The organism is Nocardia aurea (genome assembly GCF_003123685.1).
GTDB lineage: Bacteria > Actinomycetota > Actinomycetes > Mycobacteriales > Mycobacteriaceae > Nocardia > Nocardia aurea.
The window spans coordinates 669,030-684,935 of the sequence record NZ_QCYJ01000005.1 but is presented as its reverse complement, the minus strand read 5'-3'; the positions used below and the strand labels follow the sequence as shown (position 1 = coordinate 684,935).

Below are 15,906 nucleotides of genomic sequence, written 5' to 3'. Positions count from 1 at the left end.
GGAATTGGGATGGCCACTGGGGTGGGCCTGCGGATCGCCGAGGACGAGTGCACGGCGGCGATCGTCACCGACGCCGGTCAGCTGGATTTCCTCGTCCGCGACTCGATCCTGCACATGGCCGAGGACGGTGACACCGTCCTCGGTGGTGACGCGCCGCCCGGTTCGCATTCGATCACCGGTTTCGTCGGCGCGGTGGGTAATCCGGCCGGGCTGTCCGTCGACGACGGCGAGGCGTATCGGGCCGAGGATCTCTTCGCCACCGCGCTGTTCTGTCTGATCAACCAGACCACCGAATTCCTCAGCGGCCCCGCCGAGTTCTACGCGACCCACCCCGGTGAATGGTCGCCCGCCCTGGTGCAGTCCTCACGCGAGGCGCTGGACTATCTCGGCCTGCGCTCGGTGGTCCTGGTCAGCGAAGCCGACCTCCCCGCCATCGACACCGCCCAACCCGGAAGGTCCTTCGCCTACGACGCGGCCCGCGCGGCGCTGGCCGCCGTGCTGGCCACCCCCGCGGGTGCGACGCCGCCCGATCCGGCCAACAGCGAGAACGCGACGGTCAAGACGGACGTGATCCCGACGGTCGCCGCGGCCACGGCACTTCCGCAGGCCTACTCCCAGGCCATGCCCGCCGCCGCGCCGCTGCCCACCGAGGTGCTCAGCGATACCGCGCGGGCCGACACGGTGCCGCCCGCCGCGCCGGCTGCCCCGGTCGCCGCCGCGAATCAGCGACGCACCCCCCTGCTCATCGCGGTGGCCGCGCTCTTCGGACTGGCACTGGGGGGTCTGGGGGTCGCTGTCGTGTTGCGGGGGGAGAGCGCGCCCGAACCACCGCCGGTGCGCGACGCGCAATCCGACCAGTCGACACCCGCCGCGCCGCCCCCGCCGCTGTCGATCGCGCAGCTGCCGACCGCCGAGCCGACGATCGTCATCACCGGCACCACCGAACCCGAACCGACGACCACCGCGCCGGAACCCCCGCCTCCCGAACCGGTCACGACCACGGCCGAACCCACGACGACGGCGCCGAGTACCACCAGTCGGACGACCGCCCGCCGGTCGACGACACGCCCGTGGTTTCCGACGCCGCCCGGGTGGATGCCGACGGACTCCGATTGGACGCCACCCACGTTCACCGTGGAAGTCCCGCCGATCCGATGATTTAGTGACGCCGGACAACGGTTTGTGCCCTAAAGTGGTGCGCTGACCGGTGTTGTCGCAACGTTCGACGCAATGTTCGCGGGCGCCGGTGCGATGCTGGACGATGACTGTGCGCCAACGGATTCTGCCCTGGCCCATGGATTTAGCTGGCACATCAGTGCCGACGAAGGGACTTCATGCGCAAGTTGGTGGCGCGTCGCGCCGCGGTCAAGGCTGCCTCGATCGGAGTGGCCACGACCGTTCTCCTCGCACCCTTGCTCGGCATCGGGTCCGCCTCGGCGGAAGTTCCCGAACAACTGTCCGCCGAAAACCTGCCGGCGGAACTCGTGCAGGCCATCTCGCGCGACCTGAACCTCACCCCGTCGGAATATCTCGACCGGGCCGCCCAGGCCCAGGAGCTCGGGCGCTACGCGCGCGATTTCCGTTCCCAGCGCCCGGACACCTTCGCGGGGGCGTGGATCGGCACCGACGGCAAACCGGTCGTCGCGGTCACCTCCACCGACGCCGCGCGGATCGCCAGCGCCGACGGCTACCAGACCCGGATCTCCGCGGTGTCGGCGAACAACCTGGAACATTCGCTGACCCAGGTGAATCAGTGGATCGCGACACTTCCGCGCGACCTGTCCGAGGCCATCAACTCGGTGGCCATCGACATCCTCAACAGCCAGCTCGTGCTGAGCATCGCCAACACCCCGGCGGGCCACGTGCTGAATCTGCCGACCCTGATCGCCAACGTGAAGGTCATCCTGTCGCCCGGCGGCGGCGGACCGGTCGAGCGGCGTCCGATGGGCGGCGACACCTACATCAGCGCGCCGACCTCCCTGCACGACACCTCGCTGCGGGGCGTCGACGTCTGCTCCTTCGGCTTCAACAGCGTCGACGCGTCCGGTAACGCCCTGAACATCAGTGCGGGGCACTGCGATCCGAACCTGAGTAAGGCCAACCAGCAGGCCAGCGTCTACCTGCCCAACATCAAGGACATCACCAACAGTCCCGAGGTTGGCACCTTCGTCTCCGCGCAGCTGGGCGGACAGTCCGGACTCGATTACTCGGTGATCCGCCTGAACTCGCGCGCCGTCGAAGCGGGCATGGATCAGCCGTCGGTGCGCGGCGCCAACGGCACGACGCTCAACATCACCGGCACCGCGGAACCCGTCACCGGCGCTCCCGTCTGCAAATCCGGGCAGTCATCCACCTTCACCTGCGGTTTCGTGGTGGCGGACCGGGTCGAGACCCAGCTGTACACGGCCGACGGCGAGAGCAAGACGGTGCGCGGATTCGCCAGCTCGGCCTGCACCCTCGGCGGCGACAGCGGTGGCTCGATCGTCACCGGAACACTCGCGCTCGGCATCACCAGCGGTTCCAACGCCGCCGACGCCCCCAACTGCACCGAGGCGAACACCCAGCTCGCCCCCTACGGCGGCACCGCCTCGCTCGGCATTCCGATCCGCGCGATCCTGGCCGATATCGACGCCAACTCCGGCGGCGGCGTCGGGAGCGGCATCTCGGTCCGCACCAAGCCCGCCGACCAGTGACACAGAACCTATGACCATCGCCGGACCCGGGCCGATCGAGTCCGAGTCCGGCATTACCGCACCTTGGGATGAGTAGTGATACCGGTCGCGAACCCATATAGTCTGGGCATGCTCTTGCTGCCACGTAGAGGTCAGTTCCGATCAGCTGTGCGACGGACCAGAGTCAAGAAGTCAGTGATCGCGGCCTCGGTCGCGATCCTGCTGTTCGGACCCACCGCCGCCGTGGCGAACGCGGAACCCGCCGAGGCGCCGGGGCTGCCCGCCGAACTGGTCGCCGCGGTCACCCGCGATCTGAAGATCTCCCCCGACGAATACCTGCGTCGCGCCGACTTGGCACAGCAGATCGCGGCCTTCGCGACCACCGCGCAGCGGCAGTACCCCCAGGTCTTCGCGGGATCGTGGCTGGACGACTCGGGCAAGGCTGTCGTCGCCGTAGCCCAGGGCCCCGGGGCCGACGAGGCCCGCAAGTCGGCGCAGACGGCCGGTTTCGAGGTCCGCAACGTCGCCAAGAGCGAGGCCACGCTGCGCGGTGAGAAGACCGCGTTCGAGCGTTGGCTCGACGGCCAGCCCGAGGCGATCTCGAACCTGGTGCGCGGTGCCGTGATCGACACCGTCAACAACAGCATCGCGGTCAGGGTCGATCAGGCCGGACTGCCGCTGCCCGGTTTCATCGATCCCGCCCGGATCATCGTGATGGCCCCGCCGATCGCGGGCGAGGCGCTTCCCGCCGCGGACGAGATCGCGAGCGCGGCCGATCGCGGCTCGCTCATCGGCGGCGACGGCTTCGCCTCGGTGGCCGGTCGCAGCTCGCTGCGCTGCTCCTTCGGCTTCAACGGCACCGACCGCTCGGGCAACGTCGTCAACATCACCGCGGGCCACTGCAACCCGGATCTGCCGTCGGCGGGCACCGACCGTGCCGCGGCCGTGCACGAACTGGTGAACGGCGAGCGGATCGGCGCGCAACTGGGCGTGTTCCAGAAGTCGGTGCTCGGGTCGCAGGACTACTCGATCGTGCGCATCAACGACCAGGTCAAGGACCGTTTCACCAATAACGGCGTCCGGGTGCCCGGTGCCGCTCCGATCCTGATCGAGGGCGTCGGCACACCCGTCGTCGGCGCGCCGGTCTGCAAGTCGGGTACGCGCACCGGTTTCAGCTGCGGTGTGATCAACGCCGTGGACCAGACGGTCCTGGTGGGCGACCGGGAACTCACCCAGAGTTTCTCCGCCAACATCTGCGCCCTGCCCGGTGACAGCGGCGGCGCGGTCGTGACCGGTCGGCTGGCGCTCGGCATCTCCAGTGCCTCGTCGGTGGCCGACTACCCGATCTGCGCGATCCCCAACCTGATCGGCGCCCTCACCGGCGATGTGCCGCAGCTGTTCGCGCAGCCGGTCAGCGTCGTCCTCTCGGACAATCCGGGACTGCGGGTCCGGACCGAGTAATCAGTACAGACGACAAAGGCCGGTAGCGCGCGTCGCTACCGGCCTTTTCGCTGTTCCACGGCAGGTTTCCACTGCCCTTACGCAGCCTGAACGCGCTGCGATCCGGTGCCGTCGACCGCCCCGGTGGGGCATTCTGGACCGTATGTGTTTGGTGTTGATCGGTTGGCGCGCGCACCCGGACTATCGGCTGATCGTCGCGGCCAATCGGGACGAGTACTACACCCGGCCGACCGAGTCGATGCGGCGCTGGACCGAGGTGCCGGGGGTACTCGCCGGCCGTGACATCGGCGCGCAGGGCGTCTCCGACACCGATCCGCCCGGCACCTGGCTCGGGCTGAACGAGCGGCACGCCCGATTCACCGCGGTCACCAACGTCCGCAATCCGGACGACCAGCGCGCCGACGCCCGCTCCCGCGGCGCACTGCTGATGGATTTTCTGCGCGGACTCTCCGATCGCGGCGCGCACGGCGAATTCCCCGACCCACGCCGGTACCTCGAAGACGTCGCCGCGGCTCCCGACGACTACAACGGATACAACGTCGTGGTTTCCGATCTCGAGCGGCTGTGGTGGCATTCCAACCGCAGCGCCGCACCGCCCCGCGAGCTGACTCCCGGTTTCCACGGCCTGTCCAACGGCACCTTCGTCACCTCCGCGGCCCTCGGCCCGTCGGCCGAACCGGAGGCGGCGCGCCCGATCTGGCCGAAGGTGCGCAACGGCCTCGCCGGGCTGCGCAAGGTCGTCGAATCCGAACCCGGTTCCCTCGACGACTATTTCGAGGTGCTGGCCGATCCGGTCCAGGCGCCCGACGAAGCGCTGCCGCACACCGGGGTTCCGCTGGACGACGAACGCGCGCTCTCGGCCAGATTCATCGCCCACCCGGTACACGGGACGCGGGCGAGCACGGTCCTGCTCGTACGCGAGGACGGGACATTCGACATGGCCGAGCGCTCGTTCGGCAGACTCGGCAACCCGCAGGGCGAAGCGGCGTTTCGCGGCACCGTGCCGATGGGCGGGGCGAGGGCGACGGCCTAGAACGCCGATCGGCCCGTCCCCAGCGGGAACGGGCCGATCGGTGCGATGAATTGCGTCCGAAAGATTACTTCGGGGCGTCGGCCACCTTGGGGGCCTCCCCCGAGGCCGCCTTGGGGGCTTCGGCCGGCTTCTTGTCCGACCACTGGGTGGTGTCGGCCTCGGCCTGCATCACGTTGATGAGCTCGACGCCCGCGGCGACCAGGGTCGGTCCGCCGATGGCGATGGTGCCCAGGATGCCGCCGACGCCCGCGCCGGTCACCAGGCCCGGCACGCAGCCGGCGACCAGGGTGACGACACAGCCGATGACCGCGCCGACAGCGGTACCGACGAAGCCGCCGATGGCGGTGCCGATGCCGAACTTGCTGGCGAAGTCGTTCTGGGCCCGCTGGTTCTCGTTGGCCGAGGCGATCGGCTGCGCGGAAACCGCCTTGGGCGCGACCGGCGCGTCCAGGCGCAGGTTCGCGGGCTTCTGCGGGGTGACCTCGAGGACGGTGCCGTCCTTCTTGACCTCGGGCTTGACCGGGATCTCGGTGCCTGCGGCATCGAATTCCAGCGGCAGGCTGATGACGACGTTGCCCTTGTCGTCCTTGACATCGACGACGTCGACCTTCGGAGCGTCCGGCGTCGCGCCGTCCTTCTGCGTCAGCGCGAAGGTTCCCCCACGAAGCGTCGCGACGACGACCTTGTCGACCAGCTTGACGGAGTAGTTGATGCCTTCTTCAGCGGCGGGCGCCGGTGCGGGATCGGCGTGCGAGGTGCCGATGCCCACGGTCATCGCGCCGATGACCAGCGTGGCCGCCGCGGTGGTCCTGCGGAGGTTCATTCGGTTTTCCAATCCATCATCAGAGTTGTGGCAGCTCGTTTTCGTCACGCGAGAGCTCATTCAATCCGAGAGGTGGTCGGCCCTTCCGGATTCTCCCCGAGCAGTGTGAATACGAGCACAGCAAACAGAACGAGCTGAGCCTAGTCGAATCGGTCCCGAGATGCGAGATCCATTACCCGCCAATGAGAGTAAGCCTGTCCTAACCGTTCGGACACATGTCCTCGCACTTTACGGTGAGAAACCTCCGCGCACTCACGGCTTCCGAATGACTTCCTGTGATGTTCCACACAGGTAAATTCCGGGTCAAGCCCCAGCGTACGGGGATAACAACCAAATCCCGATCGTACGATGGGGCATATAGTTACTGGTGAGTAACTTACCGGCGGTTACGATACGAGCCAACCGAGTCGGCGGCACAGCCGACCTCGACCACTCGTGTTGCCTCTAGAGAAAGGTCGCGACATGAATGCCCTGACACTGACGCTGGGCACGATTGGGGCGGCGCTCAGCCTCCTGTGTTGGGCGTCGTTCTTCGGCGGCGTCCGCGGAATCACGCGGACCATCATGGTCGGCCAGTCCGCTCCCGATCGCTGGCGGCCGTTCTTCCCGCGCATCAAGCAGATGCTGATCGAATTCCTCGCCCACACCCGGATGAACAAATTCCGGACAGTCGGCTGGGCGCACTGGCTCGTGATGATCGGCTTCCTCGCGGGCTTCATCCTGTTCTTCGAGGCGTACGGCCAGACTTTCGATCCCGAATTCCACTGGCCGATCTTCGGAAACTGGGCGCTCTACCACCTGATGGACGAGGTCCTCGGCATCGGCACAGTGGTCGGCATCGTGACGCTGATCGTCATCCGCCAGTTGAACCACCCGCGTGTGCCCGACCGGCTCTCGCGCTTCAGCGGTTCCAAATTCGGCCCCGCGTACGTGATCGAATCGATCGTCCTGGTCGAGGGTCTCGGCATGATCCTGGTGAAGGCGGGCAAGATCGCCACCTACCACCACTCCAACGCCGCCACCGACTTCTTCACGATGCAGGTCGCCAAGATCCTGCCCGAGAGCGCGGTGCTGATCTCGGTCTTCGCGTTCGTCAAGCTGATGTCGGGCAGCGTGTTCCTGCTGCTGGTCGGCCGCAACCTGACGTGGGGTGTGGCCTGGCACCGGTTCGCCGCGTTCCCGAACATCTACTTCAAGCGCGAGGCCGACGGCGGCGTCGCGCTCGGCACGGTCAAGCCGATGATGTCGAACGGCAAGGCCCTCGACATGGAGAACGTCGACGCCGACACCGACACCCTCGGCGCCGGAAAGTTCGAGGATTTCTCCTGGAAGGGCGTTCTCGACTTCACCACCTGCACCGAATGCGGTCGTTGCCAGTCGCAGTGCCCCGCGTGGAACACCGGTAAGCCGCTGTCGCCGAAACTGCTGATCATGTCGCTGCGCGACCACGGCTACGCCAAGGCCCCGTACCTGCTGGCAGGCGGGCGCAAGGATATGGGCGGCGACGAGATCGGCCTTGTCGACGCCGAAGGCAAACCCGACGAGGCCAAACTGGCCAAGATCTCCGAGGCGGCGCGCGCCGAGGCCGAGCGGCCCTTGGTCGGCGGCGAGGATATCGGCGGCATCATCGACCCCGAGGTCCTGTGGTCGTGCACCACCTGTGGCGCGTGCGTCGAGCAGTGCCCGGTCGATATCGAACATGTCGACCACATCATCGATATGCGCCGCTACCAGGTGCTGATCGAATCGGAATTCCCGTCCGAACTGGCGGGCCTGTTCAAGAATCTCGAGAACAAGGGCAATCCCTGGGGTCAGAACTCCAAGGATCGGCTCAACTGGATCAACGAGATGGATTTCCAGATCCCGGTCTTCGGCAAGGATGCGGATTCCTTCGACGGATACGAATACCTGTTCTGGGTCGGCTGCGCGGGTGCCTACGAGGACCGTGCCAAGAAGACCACGAAGGCCGTCGCCGAACTCCTCGCCACCGCGGGCACTAAATTCATGGTGCTCGGGGCGGAGGAGACCTGCACCGGTGACTCCGCGCGTCGCGCGGGCAACGAATTCCTGTTCCAGCAGCTCGCCGCGCAGAACATCGAGGTGCTGAATTCGGTCTTCGACGGCGTCGAACAGAGCAAGAAGAAGATCGTCGTCACCTGCGCGCACTGCTTCAACGCGCTCAACAACGAGTACCCGCAGGTCGGCGGCAACTACGAAGTGGTGCACCACACCCAGTTGCTCAACCGCCTCGTGCGGCAGAAGAAGCTGATCCCGGTCGCCACGGTCTCGCAGAACGTGACCTACCACGATCCCTGCTACCTGGGCCGTCACAACAAGGTCTACAACGCGCCGCGTGAGCTGATGGCGGCGTCCGGCTCCACCCTCATCGAGATGCCGCGCCACGGCGAACGTTCCATGTGCTGTGGCGCCGGTGGTGCGCGCATGTGGATGGAAGAGCAACTCGGCAAGCGCATCAATATCGATCGCGTCGACGAGGCGCTGTCCACCTCGCCCAAGAAGATCGCCACCGGCTGCCCGTTCTGCCGCGTGATGCTCACCGACGGTGTGACCGCGCGCCAGGAGCAGGGCGAAGGCGAAGGCGTCGAGGTCGTCGACGTCGCGCAGCTGATGCTCGACTCGATCGACCGCGTCGAAGCGTCGGTGCTCAGCGAGAACCTGGTCGTCATCCAGGAGCCCAAGGCCGAACCCGAGCCCGAACCGGAGGCGGAGCCCGAACCCGTCGCCGAGCAGACCGCATCGCCCGCCGCGACCAAGGCGGCGCCTGCGGCCAACGGTCTCGCGATGAAGGGCGGCAAGGCGCCCGGCGGCGGACTCGGCATGAAGGGCGGCGGCAAGGCGCCCGGCGGACTCGGTATGAAGGGCGCGGCGAAAGCGCCGGGCGCGAAGGCCGAAGAAGCACCCGCCGAAGCACCGGCGCCTGCCAAGGGTCTGGGCATGAAGGGCGCCGCGAAGGCGCCCGGTGGCGGACTCGGCATGAAAGGCGCGGCGAAAGCGCCCGGGGCGAAAGCCGCACCGGAGGCCGCCGAAGCTCCGGCAGCGCCGCCCGTGAAGGGGCTCGGCATGAAGGGTGCGGCCAAAGCACCCGGTGGCGGGCTGGGCATGAAGGGTGCGGCGAAGGCGCCGGGCGCCAAGGCTCCCGCGGCCGAAGCCGCGCCCGCCGAAGCCGCGCAGGCGGCCGAGGCTCCCGCGGCACCGCCGGTCAAGGGCCTGGGTATGAAGGGCGGCGCCAAGGCGCCGGGTGGCGGCCTGGGTATGAAGGGTGCGGCCAAGGCGCCCGGGGCGAAGGCTCCGGCCGCCCCCGCGGCAACCACGGCACCGGAACCGGCCCCCGAATCGGTCGCTGAGGAATCGGCCGCGACCCGGGCGGCCTCGGAGACCGAGGAGATCAAGCCGACGGTCGCCGCCAAGGGTCTCGCCATGAAGTCCGGGTTCAAGCGGCCCGGTCCCAAGGCGCCGGGCGCGGCGGCAGCGGCACCGGCCGAATCCGCGACGGCACCGGCTCCCACCGAATCCGAGGCGACACCGGCGGCTCCCGCCGAACCGGCTGCCCCCGCCGATCCCGAACCGGCGACCACCGAGGCGGCAACGGAACCCGCCGAGGAGAAGCCCGCTTCGAGCAACGGCACCCCGCCCGTCGCTCCGCCGACCGCCAAACCGGGCGGACTCGGCTTCAAGTCCGGAGCCAAAGCCCCGGGCCGTAAGAACTGAGTAAGTAGTACAGCCACGCCGATCGGCTCGGGTTCGCACCGCGAATCCGAGCCGATCGGCGTTTGCGCCCTCGTACCGATTCCCTGTGCTCCCTGTGTCATCGAGCCTGGACGCCCTGACGGAACAGAGGCGGGCGAAATACCAGAACCAGCACGAGAACCCACCGATGACGACCACCGTCCGGCACCCTGGACGAACCGGGTGACGCCGCCGAGAATGTCGATGTCGTCGATCGACGCCACGCCGGAACGCGAACCACGGCATGTCCGTACCGGTTCCGATGGCGGTCCGAATCGATCCGAGCAACGGGAGAGAGGTCACGTGGCCACATTCGTCTTGATCCACGGGGCGGGCGACGTCGGCTGGTACTGGCATCTGGTCATCGCCGAACTGCGGGCGCGCGGTCACGACTCCGTCGCCCCCGACCTTCCGTGCGAGGACGATTCGGCAGGTCTGTCCGAATACGCGGACACCGTGGTCGAGGCGGTCGGCGACAGGTCCGATCCGGTCGTCGTCGCGCAATCGCTCGGTGGCTTCATCGCACCGCTCGTCTGCGATCGCGTGCGCGCGAAACTGCTCGTCCTGGTCGCGCCCATGATCCCCGCACCGTCGGAGACTCCCGCCGACTACTGGGCCCATACGGGCTACGGCGAGGAGGAGAAGGGGCACTACGGCAATGCCGTCGACCTGTTCTACCAGGATGTCCCACCGGAACTGGCCGCCGAAGCGCTGAGACGCGGCCGCGACCAGTCCGAGGCCGGGCTCGGCGGACCGTCACCGCTGCGGGCCTGGCCCGAAATCCCCACGCGAGTCCTGATCTGTCGCGACGACCGATTGTTTCCGCCCCGCTATCTTCGCCGCGTCGCCATGGAACGCCTCGGCATCGTCCCCGACGAGATCGACGGTGGGCACACCCCGGCGCTGAGCCGTCCGCGCGAACTCGCCGACCGTCTCGAGGCGTACGCCCGCGAACAAGGATTGCTCGTTGAGCGCTGACAACCGACGTTCCGAGAGCGAAGACACGCTCGCGCCCGGCGGCTACGACGCCGAACTGCGCGACCACACCCGCGTACTACTGCGCGCCTGCGATATCCAGCCCGACGATCACGTCGTCGACATCGGCTGCGGAGCCGGACAGACCACCCGCGAGGCCGCACGCGCGGCCCGGACCGGCAGCGCGTACGGCGTCGATATCTCGGCGCCAGCCATCGCCCGTGCCCGCGACCTCGCCCGCGTCGCGAGCCTGGAAAACCTCACCTTCGACCACGCCGACGCCCAGGTCCACCGTTTCCCACAGGGGTACTTCGACCTGGCGATCAGCAGATTCGGCACGATGTTCTTCGACGACCCGATCGTCGCGTTCACCAATATCGGCCGGGCACTGCGCCCGGCCGGACGCCTGGTGATGGTGGTCTGGCAATCCGGTGAGCGCAACGAGTGGGATGTCGCAATCCGCCGGGCCCTCGCCGGATCCGATCGAGCGCTGACCGCGACCACCGGACCCGACCCGTTCGCACTGGCCGATCCCTCGACCGTGCGGCGCGTCCTGGACGCCGCGGGATTCGTCGACATCACCTTCGCCGACGTCGACGAACCGGTCCACTACGGTCCCGATGTGGACACCGCCCTCGACTGGGTCCGCGGATTCAGCTGCACCGGCGAGATATCGCGGCGACTGGACCCCGACGCCGCCGCGCGCGCGACGCAGCGCCTGCGCCGAGAACTCTCCGCGCACCTGACCGACGACGGTGTCCGATTCGACTCCCGCGCCTGGCTGGTCACCGCCCGCCGCGCCGGCGACCATCGAGAATCCACCGGACACGCTGACCGCCCATGACAGCGTGACCGGCCGACCGGCGTCTAGAGTTCGGGCGTATCGCGCGGGCAGAGGGTGGGAGCTGATATGTGGGCGGTCGTCGACAAGTGGTACGCCGGTGAGTACGAGGGTTTCGGCGTCCTCATCACCGAGGACTGCGAGGAGATCATCGCGCGAGATGCCGTGGTGGAGAGCGATATTCCGCTCAAGGCGGGCGACCGCGTCCACATCGATTACATCGCGGGCCCGGACGGGGCCCCGACCATCAAACTCGTCAAAGTCCAGTAACCCACGCCCCCGGCACGGTCGGCGAAGACCACCGACTCGTCGCCGAGGCGACCGGCCGGGCGTTCGACCGAATCAGGGTCGGGTCAACGCCGCGTACCGGGCGAGATGGTAATCGGTGGAGCCGAATTCGTTCTCGATGGCGGTAAGCCGCTTGAAGTAGTGGCCGATCGCCAGTTCCTCGGTCATGCCCATCGCGCCGTGGAGTTGCACGGCGTTCTGGCCGATGAACCGCGCCGCGCGGGCGACGGTGACCTTCGCCGCCGAGATCGACTTCGCCCGCTCGGCTCGCGCCGCGCCGAGCGAGTGGATCGCGAGATAGACAGCGGCGATGGACTGTTCGAGTTCCATGTACATATCGACCATCCGGTGCTGGAGCACCTGGAAACTGCCGATCGGCACACCGAACTGCTGACGCTGTTTGGCGTAGTCGATGGTGTCCGCGAGCACCTTGCGCATACAGCCGACCGATTCGGCGGCGATGGCCGCGATGGCATGGTCGACCGTCGCGTCGATGGTCTCCCACGCCGTGCCTTCGCCGCCGAGCAGTGCGTCGGCGGGCAGGCGCAGGCCGGTGAAGGTGAGGTCGGAGCCGACGCGGTCGTCGATGGTGCGGTAGGAGTGCGCCTCGATTCCGGCGGGCGGGTTCGCCGCGTCGAATTCGGTGAGGAACAGCGAGATTCCATCGTGGTCCCGGCGCTGCCCGCCGGTGCGGGCGGCGATGATCAAGTGCGTGGCCAGCGGCGCGCTGGTCACGACGACTTTCGCACCGTCGATCACCCACGAATCTCCGTCGCGGCGCGCAGTCGTGGAGAGGTCGTGCAGGGTCTGGCCCGAGGTCGGTTCGAGGACGGCGAAGGCGGTCCGCGCGTCACCGGCGACGATCGCGCGCAGTACGTCTTCGGCTCGTTCGCCACCGGAACGGTCGAGCAGTCCCGCGCCGACGACGACGGTGTCGACGAAAGGCTCGACGACCAGCGCCCGGCCGAGTTCCTCGGCGATGACCATCAATTCGACGGGGCCGCCGCCCATTCCGTCGACGCGCTCCGGCAATGTCGCGCCGAGAATTCCCAGTTCGTCGGCGAAACCGCGCCAGATCGCGGGCTGCCAGCCTTCGCCGGATTTCGCGGCGGTGCGGCTCTTCTCCAGGTCGTAGCGCGCACCGAGGAATCCCGCGAGCGCGTCGCGCAGGAGTTCCTGCTCCTTGGTGAGTGTGAAGTCCATCAGAGCCCCAATGCTGCCTTGGCGAGGATATTTCGCTGAATTTCGTTGCTGCCCGCGTAGATCGAACCCGCGCGATCGTTGAAGTAGCGCAGTGGCGCGACCGCTTCCCATTCGCGGCCACTGCGATATCCGTCGGCGGGCGGGGTGAATTCGGTGACGGGCCCGCCCGGCGCGGTGGCGTGTGGCTGGTAGACCCGTCCGCGCGGTCCGGCCGCGATCAGGGCGAGTTCGGTGAGTTGCTGACTCGATTCGGTCGAGATGATCTTGAGCATCGAGGACGCGGGCCCGGGATCCTTACCCGCCGCCATCGCGGAAACGGTGCGGTATTCGAGGATTTCGAGCACTTCGGTGCGAATCCTGGCCTCGGCCAGTCGCGCCGCGAACGCGGGATCGTCGATCAGCGGGTTGCCGTCGGGACCGGTCTGCTCGGCGGCCGCGGTGGCCAGAGCCTGGGCCATCACCTGGAGCATGGGCGCGACCGCGCCGCCGCGCTCGTGGACGAGCAGATATTTCGCGACCGTCCAGCCCTGGTCGATCTCTCCGAGCACATTGCTCTTGGGCACCCGCACATTGTCGAAGAAGACCTGGTTCTGCACTTCCTCGCCGGAGGTCATCACCAGTGGTCTGACCTCGATGCCGGGCGAGGTCATATCGATGAGCACGAAGGTGATGCCCTGTTGTTTCTTACCCGTGCGCGAGGTGCGTACCAGGCAGAAGATCCAATTCGCCTCGGTGGCGTGGGTGGTCCAGATCTTGCTGCCGGTGCAGACGAAATCGTCGCCGTCGTCGACCGCGGACATGGTGAGGGCGGCCAGGTCGGAACCGGCCTCGGGCTCGGAATATCCCTGGCAGAAGAAGATCTCGCCGGTCAGGATTCGGGGCAGGTAGTAATTCTTCTGTTCCGGTGTGCCGAAGGCGATGATGGCCGGGGCCACCATTTTGATGCCCATGGGCGACAGTGTCGGCGCACCGGCGAGGGTCGTTTCCCTGCCGAAGATGTAGTGCTGGGTCAGGCTCCAGTCGCAGCCGCCGTGCTCGACCGGCCACGCGGGCGCGGCCCAGCCACGCTCGTGCAGCAGTCGCTGCCATTCCATACTCGCGCCGTGGTCCGGGTAGACGCTCGTCGCCAGCCGACCGGCGCGACGCAGTTCCGGTGTCAGCTTCTCGTCGAGAAACGCCCGAACCTCGTCCCGAAAGGCAAGATCAGCCGCTGACCAGTCGTAATCCATCTGCCCTCCCGGAGGGGATATGCCGCGTCGCACCACTGTTGACTACCTGCCAACATGACACAATCTATGTCCGGCGCGCACCGAAATCAAACTGAAGCCGCATGCCCGCAGTTCGGTGGTCGACGGTCCGGGAGTCGACCGAGCGGGACGGTGGCCACGTCGGCCCCGTTCAGCCGCACACGCTGAGTTCGCCGAGCTGCACCACGGACAGGACCACATCCTCCTCACCGGCGATCGCGCCGGGCGCCGGCGTCTGGGAAACCACGATCCAATTGCGTTCGAGAACCTGCCTCCGCCCCTGGCCGGTCGCGTCGACCGAGCCCGAGTACCGCGCCCCCGCCGCCAGGATCTCGTACTGCGCGTCCCGCAGATTCATGCACACGACATTCGGCACCGCGACATCTTCGGCCACCTCCTCGGCCGCCGACATCCGCGTCCCGGGAACGGCGGCAACCGACGTGGCCGGAGCTCTGGGGATCACCGGCGTCTCCGGTAGCTCCGTGGTCGCCGGGGTCACCGGATTCCCGGCTTCGACCACCTCAATGGGCGCACCGCTGAAGGAACTCACCGGCGCGGGGGTGCCGACGGTCGCCGCGGACGACTCCGCGTCGTCTCCACCCCCCACCACCGACCCGACGAAGACCGCGAGCAGCAATGCGCCCAGCGCCGCGGCGAACCACGCCCACGAGGGTGTCGTCGTCTGCTTCCGGTGCGGAGTCGGCACGCCGCCCCTGGACGCACCGCCCCTTGACCCACCGCCTCGGGGCACACCGCCTCGGGGCACACCACTGCGCTGCATTGCACCGCGAGGCGGGCGGTAGTAGTTCGACTGTCGCGGACGCTGTTGATGTCTCATGCACTAACTCCCCACATGTTATGACTGAGCTAATGATTGGCGCGCACTTGTTCCCCGATGAAAAGTGGCATCGAAACGACATGCTGCCTGGAGATCAGCCGAAAAGCCAGACTTTTTCACGAATTGCTCTCGCCCGATTCTGTTCATCTGGCAATCACATAGCGACTAACAGTCCTCGACGAATGCCTTCGCGTAACCCGCGGACTGGTACACGAAGTCGTAGGCCCAGCGGCCAACCGACAACCCGGGCGCGGCGTCCACGAACAGAATCTCCCCCGACCAGCACTTTCCGAGGATGTAGCGGGCACGCGAGATATGCGGGGTGAAGGTGACCACGACGACGCGCCGCCAGTTCTGCGCCTCGGCACGCCGAGCCAGCTCCCGCCCCTCGCCGCGGGTGGTGCGCGGCGACGGATCGAAACAGATCACCTCGAAGCTGTAGCCGCCGTGGCAGATCCGGTTCATCCGCGCGCTGTATTCGTAGGGGTCGGAGAACAGCACGCGCGGCGCGTAGCCGTCGCGGGCCAGGCGCAGGCCGAGTTGTTCGCGGCCGTCGTGGGCGCCGCCGAGAACCAGGATGGCGTCTGCCGGTCCGGGCCGGTCGACGAGGGGACGGACGTACACCGGCCACAGCCCGACGGTGACGACCACGGCCACCACGGCGCCGAGCAGTGTCACCGCGTATTTGCGCCCACGCATGCCCTCGATGCTAGCGACGACCCATCACCGCAGGTCACAGCGATTCCGGTGGGCACGTCGCCACCTGTACACCTGCTGT

At 67.7% G+C, this 15,906-nt stretch carries 13 protein-coding genes; 8 read left to right on the top strand and 5 right to left on the bottom strand.

From position 1 onward, the window contains the following. Positions 1 to 9: 9 nt before the first annotated feature. From DAT37_RS03745 to DAT37_RS03730, 4 genes are all read left to right on the top strand, one after another. Entirely contained in the window at positions 10 to 1,158 is a 1,149-nt protein-coding gene (locus DAT37_RS03745) for a hypothetical protein (protein ID WP_109523173.1), read from the top strand. Positions 1,159 to 1,334: 176 nt separating this feature from the next. Next, on the top strand, positions 1,335 to 2,693 hold the full coding sequence (locus tag DAT37_RS03740) for a S1 family peptidase (RefSeq protein ID WP_109523172.1): 1,359 nt from the start codon (positions 1,335 to 1,337) through the stop codon (positions 2,691 to 2,693). A gap of 108 nt (positions 2,694 to 2,801) precedes the next feature. Further along, positions 2,802 to 4,133 (top strand): S1 family peptidase, encoded by a 1,332-nt coding sequence (locus tag DAT37_RS03735; RefSeq protein WP_109523171.1) that lies wholly within the window; start codon positions 2,802 to 2,804, stop codon positions 4,131 to 4,133. 142 nt (positions 4,134 to 4,275) lie between these two features. Then, on the top strand, positions 4,276 to 5,166 hold the full coding sequence (locus DAT37_RS03730; RefSeq protein WP_109523170.1) for an NRDE family protein: 891 nt from the start codon (positions 4,276 to 4,278) through the stop codon (positions 5,164 to 5,166). A gap of 64 nt (positions 5,167 to 5,230) precedes the next feature. On the opposite strand, the gene DAT37_RS03725 is transcribed toward DAT37_RS03730, so the two are convergent. Continuing rightward, positions 5,231 to 5,989, bottom strand: a complete 759-nt coding sequence (locus DAT37_RS03725; RefSeq protein WP_232839477.1) for a hypothetical protein — start codon at positions 5,987 to 5,989, stop codon at positions 5,231 to 5,233. A gap of 462 nt (positions 5,990 to 6,451) precedes the next feature. On the opposite strand from DAT37_RS03725, the gene DAT37_RS03720 reads away from it, so the two are divergent. The 4 genes from DAT37_RS03720 to DAT37_RS03705 all read left to right on the top strand — a co-directional run bounded on the left by DAT37_RS03720 (position 6,452) and on the right by DAT37_RS03705 (position 11,822). Beyond that, positions 6,452 to 9,718, top strand: coding sequence for a (Fe-S)-binding protein (locus tag DAT37_RS03720; protein ID WP_109523169.1), 3,267 nt, complete (start codon positions 6,452 to 6,454; stop codon positions 9,716 to 9,718). Between the two features lie 321 nt (positions 9,719 to 10,039). After that, the gene (locus DAT37_RS03715) at positions 10,040 to 10,714 is read left to right on the top strand and encodes an alpha/beta hydrolase (protein WP_109523291.1); all 675 of its coding nucleotides are present in this window, start codon (positions 10,040 to 10,042) and stop codon (positions 10,712 to 10,714) included. Further along, positions 10,704 to 11,555, top strand: a complete 852-nt coding sequence (locus DAT37_RS03710; protein ID WP_109523168.1) for a class I SAM-dependent methyltransferase — start codon at positions 10,704 to 10,706, stop codon at positions 11,553 to 11,555. The genes DAT37_RS03715 and DAT37_RS03710 overlap by 11 nt, the downstream gene beginning before the upstream one ends. A 66-nt stretch (positions 11,556 to 11,621) precedes the next feature. Continuing rightward, positions 11,622 to 11,822, top strand: a complete 201-nt coding sequence (locus tag DAT37_RS03705; protein ID WP_109523167.1) for a hypothetical protein — start codon at positions 11,622 to 11,624, stop codon at positions 11,820 to 11,822. Positions 11,823 to 11,894: 72 nt separating this feature from the next. Here the strand turns inward: DAT37_RS03705 and DAT37_RS03700 are convergent, their stop codons facing one another. From DAT37_RS03700 to DAT37_RS03685, 4 genes are all read right to left on the bottom strand, one after another. After that, entirely contained in the window at positions 11,895 to 13,043 is a 1,149-nt protein-coding gene (locus tag DAT37_RS03700) for an acyl-CoA dehydrogenase family protein (RefSeq protein ID WP_109523166.1), read from the bottom strand. Continuing rightward, positions 13,043 to 14,272, bottom strand: a complete 1,230-nt coding sequence (locus DAT37_RS03695; protein ID WP_109523165.1) for an acyl-CoA dehydrogenase family protein — start codon at positions 14,270 to 14,272, stop codon at positions 13,043 to 13,045. Before DAT37_RS03695 ends, DAT37_RS03700 begins: the two co-directional genes overlap by 1 nt. A 169-nt stretch (positions 14,273 to 14,441) precedes the next feature. Further along, positions 14,442 to 14,996 carry a hypothetical protein gene (locus tag DAT37_RS03690; protein WP_109523164.1) on the bottom strand — a complete coding sequence of 185 codons (555 nt, stop codon included), beginning with the start codon at positions 14,994 to 14,996 and terminating at the stop codon, positions 14,442 to 14,444. Positions 14,997 to 15,293: 297 nt separating this feature from the next. Continuing rightward, the gene (locus DAT37_RS03685; RefSeq protein ID WP_109523163.1) at positions 15,294 to 15,827 is read right to left on the bottom strand and encodes a YdcF family protein; all 534 of its coding nucleotides are present in this window, start codon (positions 15,825 to 15,827) and stop codon (positions 15,294 to 15,296) included. Positions 15,828 to 15,906 lie beyond the last annotated feature (79 nt).